This is a genomic window from Mycetocola sp. JXN-3 (assembly GCF_014522285.1).
GTDB classification, from domain to species: domain Bacteria; phylum Actinomycetota; class Actinomycetes; order Actinomycetales; family Microbacteriaceae; genus Mycetocola; species Mycetocola saprophilus.
Genome location: NZ_CP041635.1, coordinates 2,995,125 through 3,018,352, shown reverse-complemented (window position 1 = coordinate 3,018,352; position 23,228 = coordinate 2,995,125). Strand labels below are relative to the sequence as shown.

19 protein-coding genes, 1 tRNA gene and 1 other RNA gene are annotated in these 23,228 nt (G+C 66.7%); 13 read left to right on the top strand and 8 right to left on the bottom strand.

Annotated features, from left to right (window positions below; translation table 11 throughout):
• Positions 1-370 precede the first annotated feature (370 nt).
• Positions 371-1,666, top strand: a complete 1,296-nt coding sequence (locus C7C57_RS13605; protein WP_051702012.1) for an MFS transporter — start codon at positions 371-373, stop codon at positions 1,664-1,666.
• Between the two features lie 55 nt (positions 1,667-1,721).
• On the opposite strand, the gene xylB is transcribed toward C7C57_RS13605, so the two are convergent.
• Together xylB and xylA are read right to left on the bottom strand one after the other, a co-directional pair.
• Positions 1,722-3,194: a xylulokinase gene (xylB, locus tag C7C57_RS13600; protein ID WP_187976833.1), complete on the bottom strand. Its 1,473-nt coding sequence runs from the start codon at positions 3,192-3,194 to the stop codon at positions 1,722-1,724.
• A gap of 72 nt (positions 3,195-3,266) precedes the next feature.
• A complete protein-coding gene (gene xylA, locus C7C57_RS13595; RefSeq protein WP_187978393.1) occupies positions 3,267-4,460 on the bottom strand; it encodes a xylose isomerase in 1,194 nt (397 codons plus the stop codon).
• A gap of 118 nt (positions 4,461-4,578) precedes the next feature.
• Here xylA and C7C57_RS13590 point away from each other — a divergent pair, with 118 nt between their 5' ends.
• From C7C57_RS13590 to C7C57_RS13550, 9 genes are all read left to right on the top strand, one after another.
• Positions 4,579-5,754: an ROK family transcriptional regulator gene (locus C7C57_RS13590; protein ID WP_187976832.1), complete on the top strand. Its 1,176-nt coding sequence runs from the start codon at positions 4,579-4,581 to the stop codon at positions 5,752-5,754.
• A 113-nt stretch (positions 5,755-5,867) separates the two neighbouring features.
• Positions 5,868-7,094: a multidrug effflux MFS transporter gene (locus C7C57_RS13585; RefSeq protein ID WP_030149312.1), complete on the top strand. Its 1,227-nt coding sequence runs from the start codon at positions 5,868-5,870 to the stop codon at positions 7,092-7,094.
• A gap of 154 nt (positions 7,095-7,248) precedes the next feature.
• Positions 7,249-7,878 carry a phosphatase PAP2 family protein gene (locus C7C57_RS13580; protein ID WP_187976831.1) on the top strand — a complete coding sequence of 210 codons (630 nt, stop codon included), beginning with the start codon at positions 7,249-7,251 and terminating at the stop codon, positions 7,876-7,878.
• 22 nt (positions 7,879-7,900) lie between these two features.
• Positions 7,901-8,899 carry a nucleoside hydrolase gene (locus tag C7C57_RS13575; RefSeq protein WP_223144758.1) on the top strand — a complete coding sequence of 333 codons (999 nt, stop codon included), beginning with the start codon at positions 7,901-7,903 and terminating at the stop codon, positions 8,897-8,899.
• A gap of 120 nt (positions 8,900-9,019) precedes the next feature.
• Positions 9,020-10,954, top strand: coding sequence for a helicase HerA-like domain-containing protein (locus tag C7C57_RS13570; protein ID WP_187976830.1), 1,935 nt, complete (start codon positions 9,020-9,022; stop codon positions 10,952-10,954).
• A gap of 241 nt (positions 10,955-11,195) precedes the next feature.
• Positions 11,196-12,176: a siderophore ABC transporter substrate-binding protein gene (locus tag C7C57_RS13565; protein ID WP_187976829.1), complete on the top strand. Its 981-nt coding sequence runs from the start codon at positions 11,196-11,198 to the stop codon at positions 12,174-12,176.
• Entirely contained in the window at positions 12,173-13,171 is a 999-nt protein-coding gene (locus C7C57_RS13560; RefSeq protein ID WP_187976828.1) for an iron chelate uptake ABC transporter family permease subunit, read from the top strand. Before C7C57_RS13565 ends, C7C57_RS13560 begins: the two co-directional genes overlap by 4 nt.
• Positions 13,164-14,168 carry an iron chelate uptake ABC transporter family permease subunit gene (locus C7C57_RS13555; protein ID WP_187976827.1) on the top strand — a complete coding sequence of 335 codons (1,005 nt, stop codon included), beginning with the start codon at positions 13,164-13,166 and terminating at the stop codon, positions 14,166-14,168. The genes C7C57_RS13560 and C7C57_RS13555 overlap by 8 nt, the downstream gene beginning before the upstream one ends.
• The gene (locus C7C57_RS13550) at positions 14,165-14,923 is read left to right on the top strand and encodes an ABC transporter ATP-binding protein (RefSeq protein ID WP_030149319.1); all 759 of its coding nucleotides are present in this window, start codon (positions 14,165-14,167) and stop codon (positions 14,921-14,923) included. The genes C7C57_RS13555 and C7C57_RS13550 overlap by 4 nt, the downstream gene beginning before the upstream one ends.
• A gap of 76 nt (positions 14,924-14,999) precedes the next feature.
• Here the strand turns inward: C7C57_RS13550 and C7C57_RS13545 are convergent, their stop codons facing one another.
• From C7C57_RS13545 to C7C57_RS13530, 4 genes are all read right to left on the bottom strand, one after another.
• Positions 15,000-15,545, bottom strand: coding sequence for a hypothetical protein (locus C7C57_RS13545; protein ID WP_187976826.1), 546 nt, complete (start codon positions 15,543-15,545; stop codon positions 15,000-15,002).
• A gap of 58 nt (positions 15,546-15,603) precedes the next feature.
• Positions 15,604-16,458: a bifunctional 2-polyprenyl-6-hydroxyphenol methylase/3-demethylubiquinol 3-O-methyltransferase UbiG gene (locus C7C57_RS13540; protein ID WP_187976825.1), complete on the bottom strand. Its 855-nt coding sequence runs from the start codon at positions 16,456-16,458 to the stop codon at positions 15,604-15,606.
• A gap of 137 nt (positions 16,459-16,595) precedes the next feature.
• Entirely contained in the window at positions 16,596-17,027 is a 432-nt protein-coding gene (locus C7C57_RS13535; protein ID WP_187976824.1) for a DUF1801 domain-containing protein, read from the bottom strand.
• A 325-nt stretch (positions 17,028-17,352) separates the two neighbouring features.
• Positions 17,353-17,442: transfer RNA gene (locus tag C7C57_RS13530), tRNA-Ser, on the bottom strand.
• A 159-nt stretch (positions 17,443-17,601) separates the two neighbouring features.
• Here C7C57_RS13530 and ffs point away from each other — a divergent pair.
• The 3 genes from ffs to C7C57_RS13515 all read left to right on the top strand — a co-directional run bounded on the left by ffs (position 17,602) and on the right by C7C57_RS13515 (position 21,108).
• Positions 17,602-17,698: signal recognition particle sRNA small type (gene ffs, locus C7C57_RS13525), an RNA gene on the top strand.
• Between the two features lie 60 nt (positions 17,699-17,758).
• Positions 17,759-19,900, top strand: coding sequence for a phosphate acetyltransferase (pta, locus tag C7C57_RS13520; protein WP_187976823.1), 2,142 nt, complete (start codon positions 17,759-17,761; stop codon positions 19,898-19,900).
• An 8-nt stretch (positions 19,901-19,908) separates the two neighbouring features.
• Complete coding sequence (locus C7C57_RS13515; protein ID WP_187976822.1) at positions 19,909-21,108, top strand: acetate/propionate family kinase; 1,200 nt, start codon at positions 19,909-19,911, stop codon at positions 21,106-21,108.
• 61 nt (positions 21,109-21,169) lie between these two features.
• Here the strand turns inward: C7C57_RS13515 and C7C57_RS13510 are convergent, their stop codons facing one another.
• Together C7C57_RS13510 and C7C57_RS13505 are read right to left on the bottom strand one after the other, a co-directional pair.
• Positions 21,170-22,456, bottom strand: coding sequence for an HTTM domain-containing protein (locus C7C57_RS13510; protein WP_255505696.1), 1,287 nt, complete (start codon positions 22,454-22,456; stop codon positions 21,170-21,172).
• The gene (locus tag C7C57_RS13505; protein WP_030149328.1) at positions 22,453-23,217 is read right to left on the bottom strand and encodes a DUF5819 family protein; all 765 of its coding nucleotides are present in this window, start codon (positions 23,215-23,217) and stop codon (positions 22,453-22,455) included. The genes C7C57_RS13510 and C7C57_RS13505 overlap by 4 nt, the downstream gene beginning before the upstream one ends.
• Between the last annotated feature and the right edge of the window lie 11 nt (positions 23,218-23,228).

The window sequence follows — 23,228 nt, the reverse complement described above, 5'->3', positions numbered from 1 at the left end:
CGGTTTCGGTCCGGGCATCGGTCTCGGGCCTGACGCTCCGTCACACAACCGGGCGGATCCTCACTGCGAGGGTCCGCCCGGTTTCGTGTGGGCGAACCGAATCGGGCGCCTCGGCCACGCAGAACGGGCGGGATGCCACGCTCAACGGTCACGACGCGGGCGCCATACCCGAAACGAACGCCGGAAACAGGGCGTTCGGGGCGGGGAGCAACCGGTTATGAAGCGGTCATTCGGGCGCGGGGAACGGGCGGGGGTGGGCAAAAAATCGCGTGTTAGTTTGAGAAAATCATCCCCCACGCAGTTTCACTCAATGAGGAGAAGTACGTTCCGTGCACCCTCACTGTTTGCGTACCGAAACCGAGGCCCCCGCATGACTTCCACCCTCGTCCCGCAGCGCGGGCTCCTTGAACGCCTCGGCCTGACCGCGCCGATCGCGATCGGCCTGGCCGCGGTCACCGTCTTCTTGATCGGTGATGGCATCGAGTCCGTGTGGCTCGCCAACTACCTGCACACCACCGAGGGCTTCACCGTCGCCGAGGCCAGCGCGGTCATCACCGCCTACGGCATCGTGGTGGCCATCGCCTCGTTCTTCTCGGGCGCGCTGCCCGAGGCCTGGGGCGTGCGCCGCGTGATGACCATCGGGCTGGTGGCCTTCCTCTTCTTCGCCGCCCTGTTCATCCTGGTGGCGCTGCCCTCGCAAAACCTCGGCCTGGTGATCGGCATCTACGCGCTGCGCGGGATCGGCTACCCCTTCTTTGCCTACGGCTTCCTTACCTGGGTGCTCAACGCGTCCTCCCCTGAGAAGCAGTCGCCGGTGGCCGGATGGTTCTGGTTCGCCTTCTCCAGCGGCATGCAGATCATCGGCCCGGCCCTGGCCAGCGTCCTGCTGCCCGGCGTGGGCGCCATCTCGACCCTCTGGGTGGGCTTCGCCCTGGCCGCAATCGGCGGCATCGCCGGTATCGCCTTCCTGGGACGGACCGCGGCGAAAACCGAGTCCACCCGCGGCAACGCCACCGCGGCACTGGCCCGCGGCCTCTCGATCCTCTGGCGTCGCCCCAAGGTGTCGCTGCTGCTGATCGTCAAGGTGGTCAACCTCGCCGGTCCGCTGGCCGTGGCCGTGTTCTACGTGCCCTACCTGGTCTCCGAGATTCACCTGCCCGAGGCGCTGGCGATCAACGTGTTCACCGTCTACGGCATCTCGGCGGTGATCGGCAACGTGGTCTGGGGAAACCTGGGTAACCGGATCGGCTGGCATCGCTCGACCCAGTGGATCGCGACCCCGCTGTGTGCGCTGGGCATCTTCGCCTACTACTACATCCCGCAGCTGGTGGGCCCGAACTTCGCACTGATCGCCCTGGCCTCGGTGATCATGGGTGCCGGTGCCAGCGCATACGTGCCGATGAACCCGCTGGCCATCGCGCACGGACACGGCGAGACCGGCGCGATCATGTCGGTGCTGAACCTGGGCGCGGGCCTCGCGGCCGTCGTGGGTCCGGGTCTGGTTGCGGCGCTGGTTGCGGTCACCGGATACCAGGGCATCGCCTGGGGTCTGATCGCGCTCTACGGTCTCGCGTTTGTCGTGACGATCTTCCTCAAGCTGCCCAATGAGGCCGAGCTGCGTAGTGCGCAGGCGGCCCAGCCGGCCGCGGTGCCGGTCGGTCACTAACCCCCACCGTGTGCAGGATCCGAATGCGGGCGGCTTCGGCCGCCCGCATTTGTGGTTAGCGGGCCGAGTATCCGGCGCGGATCTCGGGACGGTGATCCGGCGTCGGGGCGGCGGCAATCTCCAGCTCCCAGCCGGGGCGGGCCCCGGTGAGTGCCCAGGCCGCCTGAACCGCGCCGCCGTCAGCCACGTATTCGCCGGGGGTCGGGATGACCACCGGCACATCGAAGACCTGTGCGGCAATCCGCTGGACCGCGACATTCTGCGCGGCCCCGCCGATCACCAGGATCCGTCGGGCGGTCACCCCCTGCTCGCGGGCGGCATCCAGCCCGTCGGCCAGACCGCACAGCAGGCCCTCGATCGCCGCGCGGGCGAGGTTTGGTCGCACCGTGGAACCCAGCGTCATCCCAAACAGGGTCGCGGTGGCGTCGGGCAGGTTCGGGGTGCGCTCGCCCTCGAAATAGGGCTGCAAGACCAGGCCGCCGGATCCCGGCTCGGCCTCGAGCGCCAGGCGGCCCAGCTCGGTGTGATCCACCCCGAGCAGCCCGGCAATCGCATCGAGGATGCGGGCCGCGTTGAGCGTGCACACCAGCGGCAGGAATTCCCCCGAGGCGGCGGCAAAACCCGCGACGGTCCCGGTGGGATCATTGGGCGAGGCTTCGGTCACCGCAAACACGGTCCCGCTGGTGCCGATCGAGACCACCACGTCGCCGCTCTGAGCCCCGAGACCGAGCCCCGCCGCCGCGTTGTCGCCGGCCCCACCGGCGACAACAATATGGTCGGCGATGCCCGCGGGATCGGCGGAGAGAGTGCCATCCAGCAGGCGGGCGTCGATTCCGGTGCCGGCGGCGGTGCCGGGGGCCACGATGGCGGGGAGGATCACGCCGGCGCCCGGCGTTTCGGCCACACGAGCCTGAACTCCCAGCGCCCGGGCGAACAGATCGAGGTCGTATTCGCCGGTGCGTGCCGACCAATACGCGGTCCCCGAGGCATCGGAGACGTCGGTGCGCAGCTGCTCCAGGTCGGGCCCGAGCGGGCTTTCGCCGACGGGACCGTACCCGCGCAGTCGCCAGGTCAGCCAGTCGTGGGGGAGCGCGACCGCGGCCACCCGGGCGGCGTTTTCGGGCTCGGCATCGCGCAGCCAGCGCAGCTTGGTCGCGGTAAAGGAGGCTACCGGGACCACGCCCACCCGCTCGGCATAGGCCTCGGCCCCGACCTCCGCGATCAGGTCGAGGGCCGCCTGGGCGCTGCGGGTATCGTTCCAGAGCAGGGCGTCGCGGATGACCCGCCCCTCGGCATCCAGCACCACCATGCCGTGCTGCTGACCGGCCACCGAGATCGCCGCGACATCGCTCAGCCCGCCGGCCTCGGTGATCGCGGTCCCCAGCGCCTCCCACCAGGCGGCGGGATCCACCGCGGTACCCTCGGGATGGGGTGCCCGGCCCTGACGCACCAGGCGTCCGGTCGCGGCATCACGAATAACAATCTTGCAGCTCTGGGTGGACGAATCGACACCGGCAACGAGGCTCATGGGGGTCCTTAGATCGGTGATGGTGGGCGGGCTGCGTGGCACCCCACCCACCATCGAGACTACTGCGAGGGGTTAGGCGCGGAAGCCCAGCAGGTGCTCCACGGCCAGCTGCTGCAGGCGCACGAAGCCGTAGCCCTGACCGCCGAAGTAGCGCTCGGGGGTGAAGTCCTCGTAGGCGGAGCGGTCGGCGATCAGATCGTCGTAGCTCTCGCCGGCGTTCAGGGTCGGCTCGGAGAGCTCGTTTACCCGGGCTGCGGCGAAGGCCGCCTGCACCTCGGGGTCGGCGCGGAAGGCCGCGGCGCGCTCCTTGAACATCAGGTAGTTGGCCATGTTGGCGGCCGCGGAGTCCCAGACCCCGGTGATGTCCTCGGTGCGGCTGGGCTTGTAGTCGAAGTGACGCGGACCGTCGTAGGCGGGACCGCCGTTCGGACCGCCGTTTTCCAGCAGGTCCACCAGCGAGAACGCGTTCATCACGTCGCCGTGGCCAAACACCAGGTCCTGGTCGTACTTGATGCCGCGCTGGCCGTTGAGATCGATGTGGTAGAGCTTGCCGTGCTCGATGGCCTGGGCGATACCCGCGGTGAAGTTCAGTCCGGCCATCTGCTCGTGACCCACCTCGGGGTTCACACCCACGAGTTCGGGGCGGTCCAGGGTGTTGATGAAGGCGAGGGCGTGGCCGAGGGTCGGCAGCAGGATGTCGCCGCGGGGCTCGTTGGGCTTGGGCTCGATCGCGAAGCGGATGTCATAACCCTTGTCGGTCACGTAGTCGCCCAGCAAGTTGACGGCCTCGCGGTAGCGCTCGAGGGCCGCACCCACGTTCTTGGCCGAGTCGTACTCGCTGCCCTCGCGGCCGCCCCACATGACGAAGGTCTGGGCGCCGAGCTCGGCGGCCAGGTCGAGGTTGCGCAGTACCTTGCGCAGCGCGAAACGGCGCACCTCGCGGTCGTTGGAGGTAAAGCCGCCGTCCTTGAAGACGGGGGCGGAGAAGAGGTTGGTGGTGACCATCGGAACCACGATGCCGGTGTCGGTGAGGGCCTGCTTGAGGCGGTCGATCTGCTTCTGGCGAGCGGCGTCGCTCGATCCAAACGCGAAGAGGTCGTCGTCGTGGAAGGTCAGTCCGTACGCGCCGAGGTCGTTGAGGCGTTCGACGGCCTCAACCACGTCGAGGTCGGGACGGGTCGGGCCGCCGAACGGGTCGGTTCCGTTGTAACCGATGGTCCAGAGTCCGAAGGAAAACTTGTCGGCCTTGGTGGGCTTCATTGCCATGCTGGGTCCATTCATCGAGGGAGTTTGTTGCGTTGAAGGACATATTACGACGGAATTGTTGTTTGCGCCACCAAAAAGGGTTGATGGGATAGGATTCGGGAGAAACTAAGGGGAAACTGTGAAACCCACGGGGAGTAATCTCGACGCCGTCCGCCGCCACAACCTCGGTCGCATCCTTGACCTGGTGCACCGGCAGGGCGCGCTCTCGCGCTCGGTGCTGACGCGCGAAACCGGACTCAACCGCTCCACCATCGCCGCACTGGTGGCCGAACTGGTGGCGCGCGGGCTCGTGGTGGAATCCAATCCGGACACCGAGGGGGTCGTGGGACGACCCTCGCCGGTGGTGTCCGCGAGCGACACCACGCTCATCCTCGCGGTCAACCCCGAGTTTGACGGGGTCACCGTGGCCGCGGTCACCCTGGGCGGCAGCGTTGTGGACCGCCTCCGTCGGGGATTCCGCTCGGGACCCAGCGTGGCTCGGGTGGTCACCGAAACCACGAACCTGGTGGCCGAACTTCGTGCTCGCCTGCCCGAGGGGGTGCAGATTGCCGGGATCGGCGTCGCCGTCCCCGCCCTGGTGCGCGCCTCGGATGGCATGGTCCGCCTGGCGCCCCGCCTGGGGTGGGTGGATGCGCCGCTCGCCGAGCTGCTGGCCGAGGCCACCGGGCTGCCGGTCACGGTGGATAACGATGCGAGTCTGGGTGCCCGCGCCGAGCGCTACTTCGGTGCCGGGCGCGGAATCGACGACCTGATCTACCTCAACGGTGGCGCCTCGGGAATCGGTGGCGGACTGGTCCTGGGGGGCCGTCCGATCCGCGGTGCCGGCGGCTATGCGGGGGAGTTTGGTCACACCTTCGGAACCGAGGGTGGGATCGCGCTGGAGCGGGCGGTGACCCGGGATGCCCTGGTGGCCGCGGTGGCGCCCGGCGCCGACATCGACGATGCCGAACTCGAGCGCCTGCTGGGGGAGGCCTCCGCCTCGATCACCGCGACACAGGCCGAGGTGCTGGGCCGCGCGCTCGCCGGGATGATCAACATCGTGAACCCCTCCCGCGTGGTTCTGGGTGGATTCCTGGGCATCATCGCCGCCCGCGAGTCCGAACTGCTTGCCACCACGGTCGCCAAGTTTGCCCTGGTTCCGCCGGGGGAGCAGGCCGAGATTGTGCGGGCTGAGCTCGGTGTCGACCTGCTGCTGATCGGGGCGGCAGAACCGGTGATCGATCGCCTGATCGCCGATCCCGCGCAGATTCCGCTGCGCCAGGATCTAGGCGATGAGGCGGCTTCGGAAAAATAACTCACATAACGCCCGAACCGGCTTGGCCGCGGCGGGGGCGAGTCGATAGGGTTAATGGATTCATCGAATCGATTCGATATTTTCGACCGTCCATCCCCACAGCAAAGGACCCCGTGACCACCGTCGTACACCCTGGCGATGCGCTGAGCCGCCGCCAGCGTCTGGCCTACGTTTTCATCCTCGGAGCGCTGACCGCGCTCGGCCCCTTCACCATCGACCTCTACCTGCCCGCGTTCCCGACGATGCAGACCGACCTCGGGGTCAGCATGACCTCGATTCAGCTGACGCTCACCGGAACCACCGTGGGCTTTGCCATCGGCCAGCTGTTTATGGGGCCGTGGAGTGACCGGGTGGGCCGCCGCACCCCGCTGATGATCGCGACCGCCGTGCACGTGTTGGCCTCGCTGGGCTGCCTGTTTGCCCCGGACATCACGGTCCTGGCAATCTTCCGCGTGCTCCAGGGCGCCGGTGCCGCCGCGGGGGCCGTGGTCGCCACCGCAACCGTGCGCGACCTCTTTGGCGGCCGCCCGCTCGTGGTGATGCTCTCGCGTCTGGCCCTGGTCAACGGCATGGCGCCGATCCTCGCCCCGATGATCGGCGGTGCCCTGCTGCCGCTCATGCACTGGCGTGGACTGTTTATCGTGCTGGCCCTCTACGGCGTGGGCGTGATGGTGGCCGTGACCCTGTGGATCGTCGAGACCCTGCCGCCCGAGCGTCGCCGCTCCTCGGGATTCAAGGCGACCGTGCTGGGCTATCGCTCGGTGCTCTCCGACCGCATCTACGTGGGCGCGATCCTAATCGGCGCGCTGAGCTTCTCGGGCCTGTTCGCCTACCTCTCGGCCTCCTCGTTCCTCTTCCAAGACTTCTTCGGGCTGAGCTCGGCCGAGTACGGCGTCCTGTTTGCGATCAACTCGGTGGGGATCGTCGCCGGGGTGCAGATCTCCTCGCGCCTGATGCGCAAGATCGGTCCGCCCTGGGTGCTCGTGGGGTCCACCATCCTGCAGCTGTTCGCGGCGATCTCGATTATCATCATGGGCAACCTGGATTCGGGACTGCTCGGCATCGAGATTCCGCTGTTTATCTTCATCATGAGCTGTGGATTCGGCTTCCCGGCGGTGCAGGTCACCGCCCTGGCTCGGCACGGGGAGGCGGCGGGAACCGCGGCCTCGCTGATGGGAGCCGTGAACTTCGGCCTGGCCGGGATCCTCTCGCCGCTGGTGGGACTGTTCGGTGGCGACGGCCCGGCGATGGGCATGGTCATGGTGCTCACCTCGGTGGCCGCAATCATCCTGCTGTGGGCCGTGGTGCGCCCCAAGTCGGTCCCGGCGCTCACCGATTAGTCACCCGGTATTTCCCTCGGATTCATCCCTGGATAACATCTGAGTGCTAGCCGGGGATGCCCGGTGCATGTCTTCGCCCCCGGCGCGTGGTTTTGTCCACGGCCGGGGGCTTCGGGCTAGCCTGAACGAATTATTCATTCGAGAAGGACGTGCCATGACAATCCGACAGCGACGAGCTCTGGGTATCACCGGAGTGGCACTCCTCGCGGCCTTCGCGATCATCCTGGTGCTTGTGGTCACCGGTGCCAGCACCGGATGGGACCGCACCTGGATGCAGGACCTGCTGCCCTGGCGGGAGAGTGTCCCGCTGGTTTCGGTATCGCTGTTCCTCAACGTGTTTGGCAGCGGGGTGATCGGGACCTACGTGTTGCCGCTGCTGATTTCGGGGCTGCTGTGGTGGCGTCGCGGACTGCGCACGGGCCTGTTCTTCCTGATCACCTCGCTGGTGAGTGCCCTGCTGGTGCAGCTGGTGAAGAAGATTATTGAGCGTCCCCGGCCCGAGGTGCTCATGGTCCCCGCCGATCACGGATCCTTCCCCTCGGGGCATACGGCGAACGCCGCAACCATGATGATCGCGTTGGCTCTGATCTTTGGTCGCTGGTGGATCGCCTGGATCGGTACGATATACGTGGTGATCATGGCGCTCTCCCGCAACCTGCTGGGCGCGCACTGGTTCACCGACACCCTGGCCGGCGCATCGCTCGGCGCGGGTGTGGCCCTGCTGGCCTGGCTCGTCTTCTTCCGCCCCGAGCGCGGGAAACACGCCACCCGGCTTTCTCGCTGATCCCCCTCGAACGGAGCCCCGCATGTCGGTCGCCACCCACCCCATTGCCGAACCGTTCTTCCTGGACTGCGACACCGGTATCGATGACTGCCTGGCCATCGCCTATCTCATCGGTCGCGGGGTCAACCTGGTTGGCGTGGGCACCGTGAGTGGCAACACCAGCGCCGCCGAGGCCGCCGAGAACACCGCACGCTTCCTCGGGGCGCTCGGGCGCACCGACATTCCGATCGCCGTCGGGGCGCACCACCCGCTGGACGGGGTCTTTGCCGGAACCGTGGCGTTTGTCCACGGCGAGAACGGGATCGGCGACGTGGATCTGCCCGCCGTGGACGCCACCCGCGTCGACACCTCGGCCGCGCAGCTCCTGGTAGACCTGGCCCGACAGAACCCTGGCACCCTGAAGGTCCTGGCAATCGGCCCGCTGACCAACCTGGCGATCGCCTTCGCGCTGGAGCCGCGCCTGCCCGAGCTGATCGGTGAGCTCACCATTATGGGTGGTGCGGCCCTCGCCCCGGGTAACGCAACCGCCGCCGCCGAGGCCAACATCTATAAGGACCCGGTCGCCGCCCACACGGTGCTGACCTCGGGATTCAACACGATCTTGGTTCCGCTGGACGTTACCATGGAGCACACGGTGGGAGCTGCCGAGCAGGCACGCCTGTCGGCCTCGACCCAGCCGGGCCTGCGGGCGCTCGGTGCGATGCTGGATACCTACCTCGACTTCTACATCGGCGTCTACGGGGAGCGTCGTGCCTCGCTGCACGACCCGCTGGCCGCCGCGATCGCCACCGGTGACGTCTCGCTGAGCCTGGCCCCCGAAGCCTCCGTCGTGGTGGAGACCGGCCGCGGCCCCGCCCGCGGACAGACGGTAGTTGACCTGCGCGGTCGCTATCGGAACTACGCCCTCTCGGTCAGCGCCGGCGCGCTCAGCCGCGTGGTCCTCGAGGTTCCCGCGGATGCCGCCGACACCATCATGACCGTGATCGAGCGGATCGACGCCCCGGCCGCTCCCGCGGTCTAACGCGCGGCCTGTGTGCCTTCCCGGCACCCCACCCGATCGGTGGGGTGCTGCCCGAAATGGGGCGACACCGGTTACTGATTGACCCGTGACAGCGCGCATGGGAATCGTTATGCTCATGCCATGAGCGCAGATGCCACCAATTCCGAATCCGTAGGAACACCCGCAGACGCACCGACCGCCGCCGCGCCCCAGGACGCAGCGGCGCTGGCCGAGGCTGCCCGGCGCGCTCAAGAGGAGGCCACCGCCGCGGTTGCCCGGGCGCAGGAGGCCCTGGCGGCGCTCGCCGCGGCCAACGCCCAGGTGCCGCCCGCCGCCCCCGCCGAGGCGGCAACCCCTGCGGCCCCCGCCGAGGCGGCAACCCCGGCTGCTCCTGCCGAGCCGTCCGCCACCCCCGTGCCAGCCGACTCCGCCCCCGCGCCCGGTGCCCCGCTGAACGCCGAACAGGCGGGCGTGATCCGCGCCGGCTACACGCTCGAGGGCGCGGCGCTGGAGGTGGGTGCGCTGATGAATGGCGAACCGGACCCAACCGTGCAGGTGCGCATTCCGCTGGCCATGATGAACCGGCACGGCCTGGTTGCCGGTGCCACCGGTACCGGCAAGACCCGCACGCTGCAGGGCCTCGCCGAGCAGCTCAGCGCGCACGGGGTTCCGGTCTTCGCCGCCGATATCAAGGGCGACCTCTCGGGGGTCGCGACCCCGGGGGAGGGCAACGAAAAACTCCTCAAGCGCACATCGGCCCTGGGCCAGGACTGGACTCCGGCCAGCTTCCCGGTGGAGTACTTCTCCCTCGGTGGCGTGGGGACCGGGGTGCCGATCCGCGCAACCATCGCCGGGTTCGGTCCCACCCTGCTCTCCAAGGTCCTCGGGCTGAACGCCACCCAGGAGTCGAGCCTCGGCCTGGTATTCCACTATGCGGACAAGGCGGGCCTGGCGCTGCTGGACCTCTCCGATCTGCGGGCGGTCCTCACCTTCCTGGCCAGTGACGAGGGCAAGGCAGAACTCAAGGACCTCGGTGGGCTTTCTGCGGCGACCGTCGGGGTGATCCTGCGCGAGCTGATCACCTTCGCCGACCGTGGTGCCGATCGATTCTTCGGCGAGCCCGAGATCGACGCCGCCGAATTCCTGCGCACCGCGGCCGATGGTCGTGGGATCATCTCGCTGCTGGAGGTGCCCGGGGTGCAGGATCAGCCGGCCCTCTACTCCACGTTCCTCATGTGGCTGCTCGCCGAGCTGTTCCACACCCTGCCCGAGGTGGGGGACCTCGACAAGCCCAAGCTGGTGTTCTTCTTTGACGAGGCGCACCTGCTCTTCACCGACGCCTCCAAGGACTTCCTCGCCCAGGTGGTGCAGACGGTCAGGCTGATCCGCTCCAAGGGCGTGGGCATCTTCTTTGTGACCCAGACCCCCAAGGACGTGCCCGCCGACGTCCTCGCCCAGCTGGGTTCCCGGGTGCAGCACGCATTGCGCGCCTTCACCCCCGACGACGCCAAGGCGCTCAAGGCCACCGTCTCGACCTACCCCAAATCCGGCTACGACCTCGCCGAGGTTCTTCAGGCCATGGGAACCGGTGAGGCCGTCGTGACCGTGATGAACGAGAAGGGGGCACCCTCGCCGGTGGCCTGGACCCGGCTGCGCGCCCCGCAGGGACGGATGGACCCCACCCCGATGCCGCAGATCGAGGCGGCGATCTCCGCGTCCCCGCTGCTGGCGAAGTACGGCACCGCGGTGGATCGCGAGTCGGCGCGCGAGATCCTGACCGCGCGCCTGGACGCCGCGCACGCGGCGGCCGAGGCCACCCAGGCGGCGGCGGATCAGGCCAAGATCGACGCCGAATACGCCAAGCAGCAGGCGGCCCTGGATAAGGCCCAGGAGGCGGCCCGCAAGAAGGCCGACGCCGAATACGAACGGCTCCTGAAAAAGACCGCCGGTACCGGGCGATCAACCAAGTCCAGCTCGCAGAAGAGCGTGCTGGAGGAGGTGCTGGGATCCAAGGCGACCAAGAGCATCCTGACCGGTGTGGTCGAGGGGATCTTCGGTACCCGGCGTCGCCGCTAACCGTCGGCCCGAAGGCGGCCACCCGGCACTGTCCGGGTTGGCCGCCTTTCTGCCGCGTCAAAATTCGGCATAATTCTGCGGTATTTTGCTAATCCGCACACCCGTCTGACTTAAATAATTTAGGGAAGCCTAAACTAAATTCTGGATGAACACTCATCCACACCGAAGACGAGGTGGGCGCGCGGTGAGGCAGGATTTGGCGTGCGCGCACCTCCCGGAACCCCTGGGAGAGAACTTCACGATGCACAGCACCCGATTGACGGCGGCGCTCGCCACGGCCGCCCTGTCCGCACTGATTCTGACCGGCTGCGCGGCCGGTGCCGGGGAGGCCGGTGCCGGATCCTCGGCGCCGGCGGCCTCCACCGTCACGATCGACGACAATTTTGGGTCGATCGAGGTGCCGGTCAAACCCGGCCGGGTGGTGGCCCTGGACAACACCGTGTTCCAGACGCTGAGCGACTGGAACATCGACCTCGTGGCGGCCCCCAAGGGCGTGATGGGTACGGCCTGGCCGAAGTGGGTGGACAACAAGAAGGTTCTCGATATCGGTGACCACCGCGAGCCCGATCTGGAGAAGATTGTTGAGGCCGATCCCGATCTGGTCATCGGCGGCTATCGGTTTGGGAGCTACTACGACGAGATCAAGAAGCTGGCTCCGAACACCATCGAGATCAATCCGCGCAAGGACCAGGACGTGATCTCCGAGCTCAAGCGGCAGACCGACATTCTGGGCACCATCTTTGACCGCAAGACCGACGCGGCCGCGCTCACCGGGGCGCTCGACACGTCGATCGCCGAGGCGAAATCGGCCTACGACGGCACCGGCACGGTGCTGGCCCTGATCGTCTCGGGTGGGAAGATCGGATACGTCGCCCCGGTTACCGGACGCAGCCTGGGGCTGCTGTATCCGACGCTGGGTCTGACCCCCGCGATCGATCAGGCAGCCGAGAACACCTCGCACGGCGATGACCTCAGCCCCGAGGCGATTGCCGCCGCCAACCCCGACTGGATCGTGGTGCTGGATCGCGATGGTGGCTTCGGCGAGGAGGGGTACGTGCCGGCCAAGGACGTGCTGGAAAACGCCGAGGCGCTGAAGAACGTGACCGCGGTGCAGAAGTCGCAGGTGGTGTACGCCGATCCGTCCTTCTATCTGGACGAGGGAATCCAGTCCTATACCCGGCTCTTTAGCGACCTCGGCAGCGCCTTCGCCGCGGCGAAGTGACCCGGCTCGCTCCGGAAGCCGCCCCGCCTCGACGCCGAACCCGAATCGGCGTCCGGGGCGGGGTCGCCCTGAGCGCGGCAACCGTCCTGGTTGCCGCGCTCGTCGTGGTATCGCTCAACGTCGGGGTCTATGACATTTCGGGGGATGAGTTCGGGCCTGAAATGTTCTGGATTTCCCGGGTTCCTCGCACGGCCGCGCTGGTGCTCGCCGGTGCGGCCATGGCCGTGTCGGGCCTGATCATGCAGATGATTACCCGCAACCGGTTTGTGGAACCGGGCACCACCGGAACCTCCGAGTGGGCGGCGCTGGGACTGCTGCTGGTCACGCTGTGGGTCCCTCGCGCATCACTGGGGACCAAGATGGTGGTGGCCAGCGTGGCCGCGTTCGTGGGTGCCCTGATCTTCCTGGCGATCCTGCAGCGCATCGCGCTCACCTCCTCGCTGATCGTGCCGCTGGTGGGCATCATGCTCGGGGCAGTGGTGGCGGCCTTTACCACCTACCTGGCGGTGAGCACGAATCTGCTGCAGATGCTGGGAACCTGGTTTATGGGCAGCTTCACCGGGGTCGTGCGGGGGCGCTATGAGGTGCTGTGGATCGTGGGAATCATCGTGATCCTCGCCTATCTCGTGGCCGACCGGTTGACGGTGGCGGGCCTGGGACGCGACATCGCAACCAGCGTGGGGCTCAACTATGTGCGCACGCTGATCCTGGGCACCAGCCTGGTTGCGGTGGCCACCGGGGTGACCACCGTGGTGGTCGGGTTCCTGCCATTTCTGGGACTGATCGTGCCGAATGTGGTGTCGATGATCCGCGGTGATAACCTGCGCTCGAACATTCCCTGGGTCTGCCTCGGGGGAATCGCAATTCTGATGGTGTGCGACATTCTGGGGCGGCTGATCCGAATGCCGTTTGAGATCCCCGCCTCGATGATCCTCGGAGTCGTGGGTTCCGCGGTCTTTATTGCGCTGGTGCTGGGAATGAGGCGTCGTGGCTGAGACCAAAACGGTTTCGCGGGGCACTCGACGAGCCCCGCGCGTGTGGGTACGCCTGGTGATCCTCGGATCGATCGCGCTGGTGTGTGCGCTGGGTGTGCTCACCTGGGGGATCGCGCCCGAGCCCGGCAGCCGGGGGTTCTGGCTCGTGGTTTCGCGTCGGGGCATCACCGTGGCCACGATGATCGTGGTGGCCGCCGCCCAGTCGGTGGCCACGGTGCTGTTCCACACGGCCACCAGTAATCGCATCCTGACCCCCTCGATCATGGGGTTCGAGGCGCTATACGTGGTGATGCAGACGGCGCTGGTGTTCTTCTGGGGAGCACAGAGCCTGGCTGCCACCGACGGGCTGCTCAAGGTTGCGATCCAGAGTGCGCTGATGGTGGCCTTCGCGACCCTGCTCTATCGCTGGCTGTTCTCGGGACGGCTGGGAAACCTGCACACGATGCTGCTGGTCGGGGTGATCCTGGGCATGGGATTCGCCTCGGTCTCCACGTTTATGCAGCGGATGCTGACCCCGAGCGAGTTTGACGTGCTTTCGGCCCGACTGTTTGGCAACATGTCCAACTCCAACCCCGAATATATCCCCTGGGCGACGCTGGTGATCGGGGCGGTGATCGTGTTGGTGTGGACCCGGCGGCATCGGCTGGACGTGCTGGCCCTCGGCCGGGAGACCGCCACCAACCTCGGACTGAACTTCCGCGGCGAGGTGACCGGACTGCTGGTGATCGTCGCGATCCTGATCTCGATCTCGACCACGATGGTGGGTCCGCTGACCTTCTTTGGCTTCATCGTGGCGACCCTCGCCTATCAGCTCACCGGATCCTCGGCACACTCGCGGGTGTTGCCGTTTGCCTTCCTGCTGGGCCTCGTGACGCTGCTCGGCGGCTACTTTATCCTCCGCCATATTTTTTCTGCCGCCGGGGTGCTCTCGGTGATTATCGAGTTTGTCGGCGGGCTGTTTTTCCTGATCTATCTGCTACGAAAGGGGCGTTTATGATCACGCTGAGTAACGTGTCCAAGAGCTATGCGGGCAAGCGGGTGCTGGGCCCGATCTCGCTCGAGCTGCCGGCGGGCGGGATCACCGCGCTGGTGGGGCCCAACGGTGCGGGGAAGTCCACGCTGCTGACGATCATGGGCAGGCTGTTGGAGCCCGATTCCGGGACCGTCGTGGTGGGGGAGGCGAATGTGGCGACCACCCCGAGCCGCGAGCTGGCGAAGGTGCTCTCGATCCTGCGGCAGGAAAACCACTTCATCACCCGGCTGACGGTGGCCCAGCTGGTGGCGTTTGGCCGGTTCCCGCACTCGCGCGGACGCCTGACCGCCGCGGATCAGGCCCACGTGGAAAACGCGCTGGAGTTTTTGAGCCTCACCGATCTCCGTGACCGCTTCCTGGATGAACTCTCGGGTGGGCAGCGGCAGCGTGCGTATGTGGCGATGGTCCTGGCCCAGGATACCCGCTACATCCTCCTGGATGAGCCGCTCAACAATCTTGATATCCACCACGCTGTGGGGATGATGCGTCAGCTGCGTCGGGCCGCCGATGAGCTGGGTAAAACCTTCGTGATCGTGATCCACGACATCAACTTTGCCTCGGCCTATGCCGACCGCATCGTGGCCCTGCGCGATGGCGAGCTGGTGATGGCCGGCACCCCGGATGAAACCATGCGCGATGAGGTACTGGGCGCGCTCTTTGATACCGAGGTCCGGGTCCGTCACGACGGCGCCTATCCTCTGGCCGTGTATTACCGCTAGGTGAGGGGCCGCTAGGAGAGGGGTCGCTAAGCGAGGCGGCCCGGGCCGGGTTTGCGGCTTTGTGGGTGGGGGACGGCTAGGCGAGGCGGAACGGACTTCTCTCGTACCAGTACAGCAGGTCCGCATGGTTGCGCTGGAGCTCATCCAGGGTGAAGGGATGCGTGGGTCTCGTACACTCCCCGGGGAGCGCGGCGGAGAACCTGTCGATCTTGCCGCGGGACCAGTATTCGCCACGCATCCGGCAGAAAATGCGATCCTCGGTGTCGAGGACAAACAGCTGCGGGGTGGGACGGGAGGAGAGGGAGCGGTGAAGGTCCAGGACCACGTGGCTGCCGATCCGCTCGGTGGGAAGGAAGCTGACCCGGCCGAGGAAGCCGCGCTCGTGCAGGCCGTCGGCATCCAGCCAGATGGTGGTGCGGGCATAGCGGATGCCGGCCAGAGCGCCGACCAGGAGGAGGCCGAGGTGCACCAGCAGGACGGCCGTCAGCTCACCCGAGTCGCCGGTGAGCCCGTAGAGCAAAATGAAAAACGGCAGCATCACCACGGCATACACCAGGTAGGCGCGCCAAAATGCCCGGCGATCCGGGTGGCCCACCAGGGGGAGCGTGGCGTGCTCGGGCATAGTTCTCCGTTCTCTGCCCTCACCCTAGCCGTTTCATGCGCCCCCTGGGAACCTCGGATCAGCGGGGTTTGACCGCCTGTAGGGTGTAGCTCAGCGGAAGCCGCTCGGGATGCTCATCGAGTACCCATTCGCCGCCGTCGACCGTGTGCATCCGGCCCGGGATCGCATTCCACGGGACACTGCGGTGTTCCTCGAAGGCGGTGAGGGTGAGCCCCTCGGCCAGGAGCGCGCCGATAATCTCGCCCAACCCATGGTTCCAATCGTGGGAGAGGGGCGCGCTGACCTTCGCCTCGGTGTTCACATAGGTTGAGTCCTCATTCCATACGTTGGGTTCGGGCTGCTCAAAATAGGGGAAGCCCAGCACCAGGCCCTCGGTGCGGGTCTCGTCGATGGACCACAGCATCGGGTGACCCTCACGAATGAACAGTCGCCCACCCGGTGCCAGCAGGGTCGCGACCGTGCGGGCCCAGGCACGCACATCGGGCAGCCAGCACAGCGCCCCGATCCCCGTATAGACGAGGTCAAAGCTTCCGGGTTCGAGGACCTCGGGGGCCAGGTAGACATCGGATTCAACAAAGGAGACGTCGACGCCGGCGCGCTCGGCGATCTCGCGAGCCCCGGCGATCGAGGCCGGAGACAGATCCAGTCCGGTCACCGGTGCCGCGCCGAGCCGGGCAAGCGAGAGAGTATCGGTACCGATGTGGCACTGCAGGTGCACGGTGCGCAGCCCGGTGATGTCCCCCAGGCGCTCGCGATCGAAGGCGACCACATCGGAGATGCGGGCCGGGTCGTTGATGAGCGCGTCGACCGCATAGTCGGGGGATCCGAGGTGCAGCGGGGCGCGGGCATCCCAGTTGGCACGATTCACATCGCGGGAGATCTCGGGCAGGGGAGAACGGGTGGGATCGGACATGCGGGCTCCTTGCGTGCTGGCGGGCGTGTGCTCGATGGCCGAGCCTTCCAGGCTAGCGGACGGGGAGGGGATCCGCGAGTGAAGGAGGCGCTATCCAGTCTTCGGGTCTACGGGCCGGGACGAGACCCGCGAGAAACCTAGGAGGCCGAGCCCTCCCGGGCGCGCTGGGTGAAGGTACCGGCGGTGACGGCGGCAAAGGACCGGGCGAGGATGTCCTCGAGGATCGGCAACTCGATCCGATCCAGGTGTGAAATATACAGACACCCCACGCCGGTCTTATGCGGGCCGAGGCCCGCGAGCTCGGCGGCGTAGGTGTCGATTCCGTCGGGCAGATAGATCACGCTGGCGGTGGCCCGGGGCGCGAACCCGGCGGCGGGGGCGGTCCCCGAGTGGCCGCTGGCGTAGCGGTAGTGGTACTCACCGAATCCGATGATGCCCTTCCAGAGGGTCGGCTCCAGCCCGGTGACCTCGCGCAGAATCTCGATCAGGCTCAGCGCATCCGCGCGCCGGCCGGCGTGGGTGACGCTCTCGATACGCTCGGCGACGTCGGGGGAAAGGTGCGGGGTCATCGGGTTCCTCTCGTCCGGGTATGGGCAACAGCCTATGCGAGAGGCTTCGCGCCGAGGGAGCGTCAGCCTAGAGAAACACGGAAACCTGCGTCGGGTGAGGGGCCGCGGCGACACGATCGGATCGCGTTCGATTTGTTTTCACGGTTGATGTTCAGCAAGCGTAAAAGCGGGATGACGGGGCGTCGTTTCGCCGCCGGCGGGGGTCGTTTCCGGGCCGGGGTTCACCGAGAATTTGCGACGGCGGTGGTGGCGGTGCCGGGTGGGCCTGCCGAGGCACTCGACCCCACAAACGCGAAAATCCCCTGGATAACCAGGGGATTTTCGATGGCGGAGAATGGGGGATTCGAACCCCCGAGGGCTGTAACACCCAACACGCTTTCCAAGCGTGCGCCATAGGCCACTAGGCGAATTCTCCAACTGCATTGCGCGAGGCAACGTGAACATCTTACCCAGAAGGTGGGCGCAGTTCCTAACTGAGCGCGTCGGGCGCGCCGGATCCGACAGTTGAGCATCGTTCAACACCCCCGGGCCTGTTGCCCAAATGTGATCCGGGATAAAATCGGGTAAGCTAACAGATGACTCCTCGCGTGGCGTCATCCAGGCCAACTCCCCCAGGACAGAAATGTAGCAAGGGTAACCAGGCTCTGGCGGGTGCGCGAGGGGTCGTTTGCTTTCCGGGGAGCTATCCGCAGCCCGGAAGGTAAGAGGAACACCCACCCGTACGGAGCGTAATGGCGCAGAGTATCTATATCACCGCGGCCGAAGGCCACACCGGAAAATCTACGGTTGCACTGGGGGTTCTTGACGCGCTGAGCAGGCGCGTGCCCCGTGTCGGTATTTTCCGTCCAATCGTCCGCATCGATGAGGACAGCGATCGAGACTATGTGCTCGAGCTGCTCGTCAACCACGAAAGCGTGTCGCTCGACTACGACGACTGCGTGGGCGTGACCTATGAGGACGTTCACCGCGACCCCGACGAGGCGCTCGCCAACATCGTCGCCCGCTATAAGGCCGTCGAGGCCCTGTGCGACGCCGTCGTGGTGCTCGGCTCGGACTATACCGACGTCGCCGGCCCCGCCGAGTTTGGTTTCAACGCGCGCATCGCCGCGAACCTCGGTGTCCCGGTCCTGCTGGTCCTCGGTGGCCGCGAGGGCCCGGGAACCGGAGAAGAACTGGGTCTGTCGGCTGCCCGTGAGCCCGATGACATGCGTCAGGTCATGGAGCAGGCCATCCAGGAGCTGCACAGCGAGCACGCCCACCTGCTGGCCGTGGTGGCCAACCGCGCCGAGGCCGCGCGCTCGGCCGAGATCGTCGAGGCGATCGAGAGTGCGCTGCCCGAGAGCGTGGGCCCGCGCGTCCCGGTGTGGGCCATCCCCGAGGATCCGTTCCTCGTCGCGCCCAGCATGCAGTCCATCCTGAACGCCGTGGACGGCACCATGATCTCCGGCGACAGTGCGCTGCTGCGTCGCGAGGCGCTCGGCGTGGTGCTTGCCGCGATGTCGATGGAAAACGTGCTGCCGCGTCTGACCGAGGGTGCCGTCGTGATGGTCCCCGGCGACCGCAGCGATGTGCTCCTGGCCGTGTTGCTCGCCCACGCTTCGGATAACTTCCCGTCGATCTCGGGCATCATCCTGAACGGTGGATTCGAGCTTCCAGAACCCGTGCAGCGCCTGCTGAACGGTTTGAAGTCGGTAACCCCGATCATCGCGACCGAGTACGGCAGCTACCAGACGGCCGTGCGGATTACCCGCACCCGTGGTCGCCTGGCCGCCGAATCTCCGCGGAAGTACGACTCGGCGCTGGCCCTGTTTGAGCAGAACGTCGAGGTGGATCGTCTCCTCGACCTGCTGCAGGTTTCCACCACCGGCGTGGTCACCCCGCTGATGTTTGAGTACGGCCTGATCGAGCGTGCCCGCCAGGCGCGCCGCCACATCGTGCTGCCCGAGGGTGGGGACGACCGGATCCTGCGTGCCGCCCACATTCTGCTGGCCCGCGAGGTCGCCCGAATCACCATTCTGGGTGAGCCGTTTGAGGTGCGCTCGCGCGCGATCGAGCTGGGCCTGGACATCTCGCGTGCCGAGGTGCTCTCCCCGTTTGATCCGGTCCTCACCATCCGTTTTGCCGAGGAGTATGCGCGCCTGCGCGCCCACCGCGGCATGACCGTGGAAAAGGCCCGCGAGGTGGTCAACGACGTGTCCTACTTCGGCACGCTGATGGTCCACCTGGGCCTGGCCGATGGCATGGTCTCGGGTGCCGCGCACACCACCGCACACACGATCCGTCCTGGCTTTGAGATCATCAAGACCCGTCCGGGGGTGAACGTGGTTTCCAGCGTGTTCCTGATGGCCCTCGCCGACCGCGTGCTGGTCTACGGTGACTGCGCCGTGATCCCCGACCCCGATTCGCCGCAGCTCGCGGACATCGCGATCTCCTCGGCCGAAACCGCGACCCAGTTCGGGGTCGAGCCGAAGATCGCGATGCTCTCCTATTCCACCGGAACCTCGGGTTCGGGTGCGGATGTGGAGAAGGTGCGTGCGGCCACCGAGCTGGTGCGCGAGCGTCGCCCCGACCTCGAGGTGGAGGGGCCGATTCAGTACGATGCCGCCGCCGATGCCGCGGTCGCCGCGGCCAAGCTGCCGGAGTCCAAGGTTGCCGGTCGGGCCACCGTGTTTGTGTTCCCGGACCTCAACACCGGTAACAACACCTATAAGGCCGTGCAGCGTTCTGCGGGTGCGGTCGCCATCGGACCGGTCCTGCAGGGACTGAATAAGCCGATTAATGATCTGTCCCGTGGGGCCCTGGTCCAGGACATTGTGAACACCGTAGCAATCACCGCCATTCAGGCGGGTGCCGCGGCCACGAACGAGCAGTAAGGAACACCATGTCCGCGGTTTTGGTAGTGAACTCCGGGTCGTCTTCGCTGAAGTATCAGCTGATTGAGATGACCGGCGAGCAGGTTCTCGCCTCCGGTTTGATCGAGCGGATCGGCGAGGACGTCGGGGTGGTTAACCACCGTAACGTCGAGGCCGACCCCGACAACCCGATCGTCTCCGAGGAGCCGATCAAGAACCACGTCGACGCCTTTGCGGTGATGCTGGCTCGGTTCGCCGAGCACGGACCGTCGATGGAGGAGCATCCGGTGCTCGCCGTCGGCCACCGCGTGGTGCACGGCGGCAAGCGCTTTTTCGAGGCGACCCGGATCACCGATCTGGTGAAGATCAACATTCAGGATCTGGCCGAGCTGGCCCCGCTGCACAACCCGGCGAACCTCGACGGAATCGTCGCGGCCGAGCGGGCCTTCCCCAGCGTCCCGCACGTGGCGATCTTCGACACCGCCTTCCACTCGACCCTGCCCGAGAAGGCCTACCGGTATGCGATCGACCGCGAGCTGGCCGACCGCCACCGCGTGCGTCGCTACGGGTTCCACGGCACCTCGCACCAGTTTGTGTCGCGGGCCGCGGCCGAGTTCCTCGGTAAGGATGTGACCGAGCTCAACCAGATCATCCTGCACCTGGGAAACGGTGCCTCGGCCACCGCCGTGCGCGGCGGCGAATCCGTGGACACCTCGATGGGCTTCACCCCGCTGGAGGGCCTGGTCATGGGCACCCGCAGCGGTGACGTGGACCCCGCGGTGCTGGTGCACCTGCAGCGGGTGGCCGGGCTGTCGGCCGCGGAGATCGACACCCTGCTCAACCGCAAGAGCGGACTGCTGGGCCTTGCCGGTGCCGCCGATATGCGCGACCTCCAGGCGCGTGCCAACGACGGCGACGAGATCGCCGTCACCGCCCTGGACGTGTACAACCACCGCCTGCGCGGCTACGTGGGGAAGTACTATGTCGACCTCGGGCGCGTGGACACCATCGTGTTTACCGCCGGGGTGGGCGAGAACAGCCCGCAGGTGCGCGAGCGTGCGCTGGCCGGGCTGGAGCGCCTGGGCATCAAGATCGATCCGGCCCGGAACGCGGGCCGCGGTGGTCCGAAGATCATCTCCACCGATGACTCCGAGGTGACCGTGCTCGTGGTGCCGACCAACGAGGAGCTGGAGATCGCCCGCCAGACCCTGGCCGCAATCGAGGGCTAGTCCGCTTAAAACGCCGAGGCCGCGGAGGGGAAACCCTCCGCGGCCTCGGCGTTTTGGCCCGCTAGGAGGCCGGGGCGGTGCCGGTTTTCCGGATCCGGGTGCTGCCCGAGGCGCGGGTGCGCGGACGGGAGGCGAGCGTGGGGGTGGGGACGAGCTCGCGCTCCTCCTCGGCCGGTGCGTCCGTCTTTTCCGGGGCCCGATCGCCCGTGGGGGCCTTCTTCTGCGTGGACTTGCCGGTCTTCACCGGCTTGTCCGACGAGCCCTCGGACTCCGCGTCGCGCGGGGCATCCGGGCCCTCCACCTCGCTGCGAGCCTCGCGATAGCCGCCGTGGATTCGATCCAGCAGACCCTTCCAGGTGCGGTCGCGGATGAAGATGAAGTCAATCGCGATCATGGTCAGCGAGAACCAGGGCAGACCCATGGTGACACCGATGCCGATGTGGAAGCTCATGATCGCGATCAGCGCGATGATCCGGGTCGGGCGGGTGAGCAGCATCAGCGGGAAGCACATCTGCATGATCATCGATCCCACGGTGAGGAACGCCACCAGCGGGGCCCAGGTGGTGATCAGCTCGGTCAGGAACGGCCAGGTTCCAAACCGCTCGGTGGAGAGCGGATTGTAGATGGCGTACCCGCCGGACCAGGGGGTGCCGCCGGCCTTATAGAGCGCGCCGGACACGTACACAAACGACACCTGCGCGGTCAGGATCACCAGGACCAGGTTGTGGAACAGGTTGCTGATCTCGCGCGGCAGGATCCGCTGGGTACCGTTCTTTCTGCGGCGGCGAGCATCCAGGGACCAGCGTCCCGAGACATCGGCAAACAGGAAGAAGAACAGGGCGATGCGGTACATGTTGTCACCCTGGTCGCCGATCATGTCGTTGGCCTCGATGAAGCTGACCCACAGCACAAAGTAGATCGGCAGCACGATCTTGGTGCGCCAGCCCAGGATCACCAGGACCGCGAGCAGCATCAGCAGGACGTACAGTGCCGTGTAGGCGGCATCGTTGGTGATCGCATTGTGGAACGAGCTGAAGATCCAGATCTTCGGGAAGTCGCTCTTGATGTTGGCAACCTCATCGTTCCACACCGAACCCGAACCGAATGAGTACAGGCGGGTGCGGAAGTTTGTCAGCAGCAGGCCGAGGCCCGTGACTCCGAAGACGATCCGGGACACCGAGATGCCGTAGCGGGCCTTCTTGGAATCCAGCAGCCAGGATTCGGCGAAGTTCCATCCGCGAACCGGGAGGGAAATCAGCAGCTTCCAGCCGTCACGGATCAGACCCGCAAGCATGGTGCCGATGGTGCGCAGCCACTGCTGCGGGCTCAGGCGAACCTTGTCGCTCATTTGTTGATCCCCTCATACTGAGCGCGGAAAATGTCGCCGAAGGCCTGATCGGACTGGCCCTCCTTGGTCAGGTCGGCCCGCCAGCCGATATCGGCGATCTGTGCGGCGGGACGCTTGGCGTCGGGATTATTGCGTTCGGCAAACGGGATGACGTTGGTGCGGCTCACCCGGAACTGCACCCGGTCCGGGGTGCCCCATAGCGCGGTGGCGACCTGGGTCGCATAGGCCCGCGCCATCCGGTCGGCGAAGAGATAGTTGTTGACGGCGACGTTCTGGCCGCCCCCACCGAGTGCCTCGCTCATCCGAGCCTCGGAGTCGTCGCCCTTGAAGTAGCCCAGGGCCACGATCTTGCGCTGCTCGTCGGTCAGCGCGTCGTAGCGCCCCTTGACGGTGCTGGCAAGCTCGCTGGTCTGGATACCGGCGCGCGGGGGGAACAGGTTGTTGCGGATCATCGAGAGTTCCACGGCGGTGGCATCCACCCAGTCGTGGAGCTCGGGTTCGCCGCCATCCTTGGAAGCCCAGGCGCGAACTTCAAACTTATAGTCGCCATTGATCGGCTCGGGAGCAAAGACGCTCCAGGACTGGCCGAACATGGGGATCATGTAGCTGGTGAGCGCGTTGCCGGGGACAACATCGCGCAGGGGGGTGGGCGGGGCAATCCAGAGGAACGAGGCGAGGATGTGCCAGCCGGTGAAGAGAAGGGCCACAACGGTGACGATGCGGATACCAAGGGAACGGGGAGATCGAGTTTTTTTACCCATGGCTGGAAGCC

Coding starts and splice junctions, on each gene's coding strand:
- C7C57_RS13605 (WP_051702012.1), top strand. CDS start 371: ATGACTTCCACCCTCGTCCCGCAGCGCGGGCTCCTTGAACGCCTCGGC.
- xylB (WP_187976833.1), bottom strand. CDS start 3,194: ATGAGCCTCGTTGCCGGTGTCGATTCGTCCACCCAGAGCTGCAAGATT.
- xylA (WP_187978393.1), bottom strand. CDS start 4,460: ATGGCAATGAAGCCCACCAAGGCCGACAAGTTTTCCTTCGGACTCTGG.
- C7C57_RS13580 (WP_187976831.1), top strand. CDS start 7,249: ATGACAATCCGACAGCGACGAGCTCTGGGTATCACCGGAGTGGCACTC.
- C7C57_RS13575 (WP_223144758.1), top strand. CDS start 7,901: ATGTCGGTCGCCACCCACCCCATTGCCGAACCGTTCTTCCTGGACTGC.
- C7C57_RS13570 (WP_187976830.1), top strand. CDS start 9,020: ATGAGCGCAGATGCCACCAATTCCGAATCCGTAGGAACACCCGCAGAC.
- C7C57_RS13565 (WP_187976829.1), top strand. CDS start 11,196: ATGCACAGCACCCGATTGACGGCGGCGCTCGCCACGGCCGCCCTGTCC.
- C7C57_RS13550 (WP_030149319.1), top strand. CDS start 14,165: ATGATCACGCTGAGTAACGTGTCCAAGAGCTATGCGGGCAAGCGGGTG.
- C7C57_RS13545 (WP_187976826.1), bottom strand. CDS start 15,545: ATGCCCGAGCACGCCACGCTCCCCCTGGTGGGCCACCCGGATCGCCGG.
- C7C57_RS13540 (WP_187976825.1), bottom strand. CDS start 16,458: ATGTCCGATCCCACCCGTTCTCCCCTGCCCGAGATCTCCCGCGATGTG.
- C7C57_RS13535 (WP_187976824.1), bottom strand. CDS start 17,027: ATGACCCCGCACCTTTCCCCCGACGTCGCCGAGCGTATCGAGAGCGTC.
- pta (WP_187976823.1), top strand. CDS start 17,759: ATGGCGCAGAGTATCTATATCACCGCGGCCGAAGGCCACACCGGAAAA.
- C7C57_RS13515 (WP_187976822.1), top strand. CDS start 19,909: ATGTCCGCGGTTTTGGTAGTGAACTCCGGGTCGTCTTCGCTGAAGTAT.
- C7C57_RS13510 (WP_255505696.1), bottom strand. CDS start 22,456: ATGAGCGACAAGGTTCGCCTGAGCCCGCAGCAGTGGCTGCGCACCATC.
- C7C57_RS13505 (WP_030149328.1), bottom strand. CDS start 23,217: ATGGGTAAAAAAACTCGATCTCCCCGTTCCCTTGGTATCCGCATCGTC.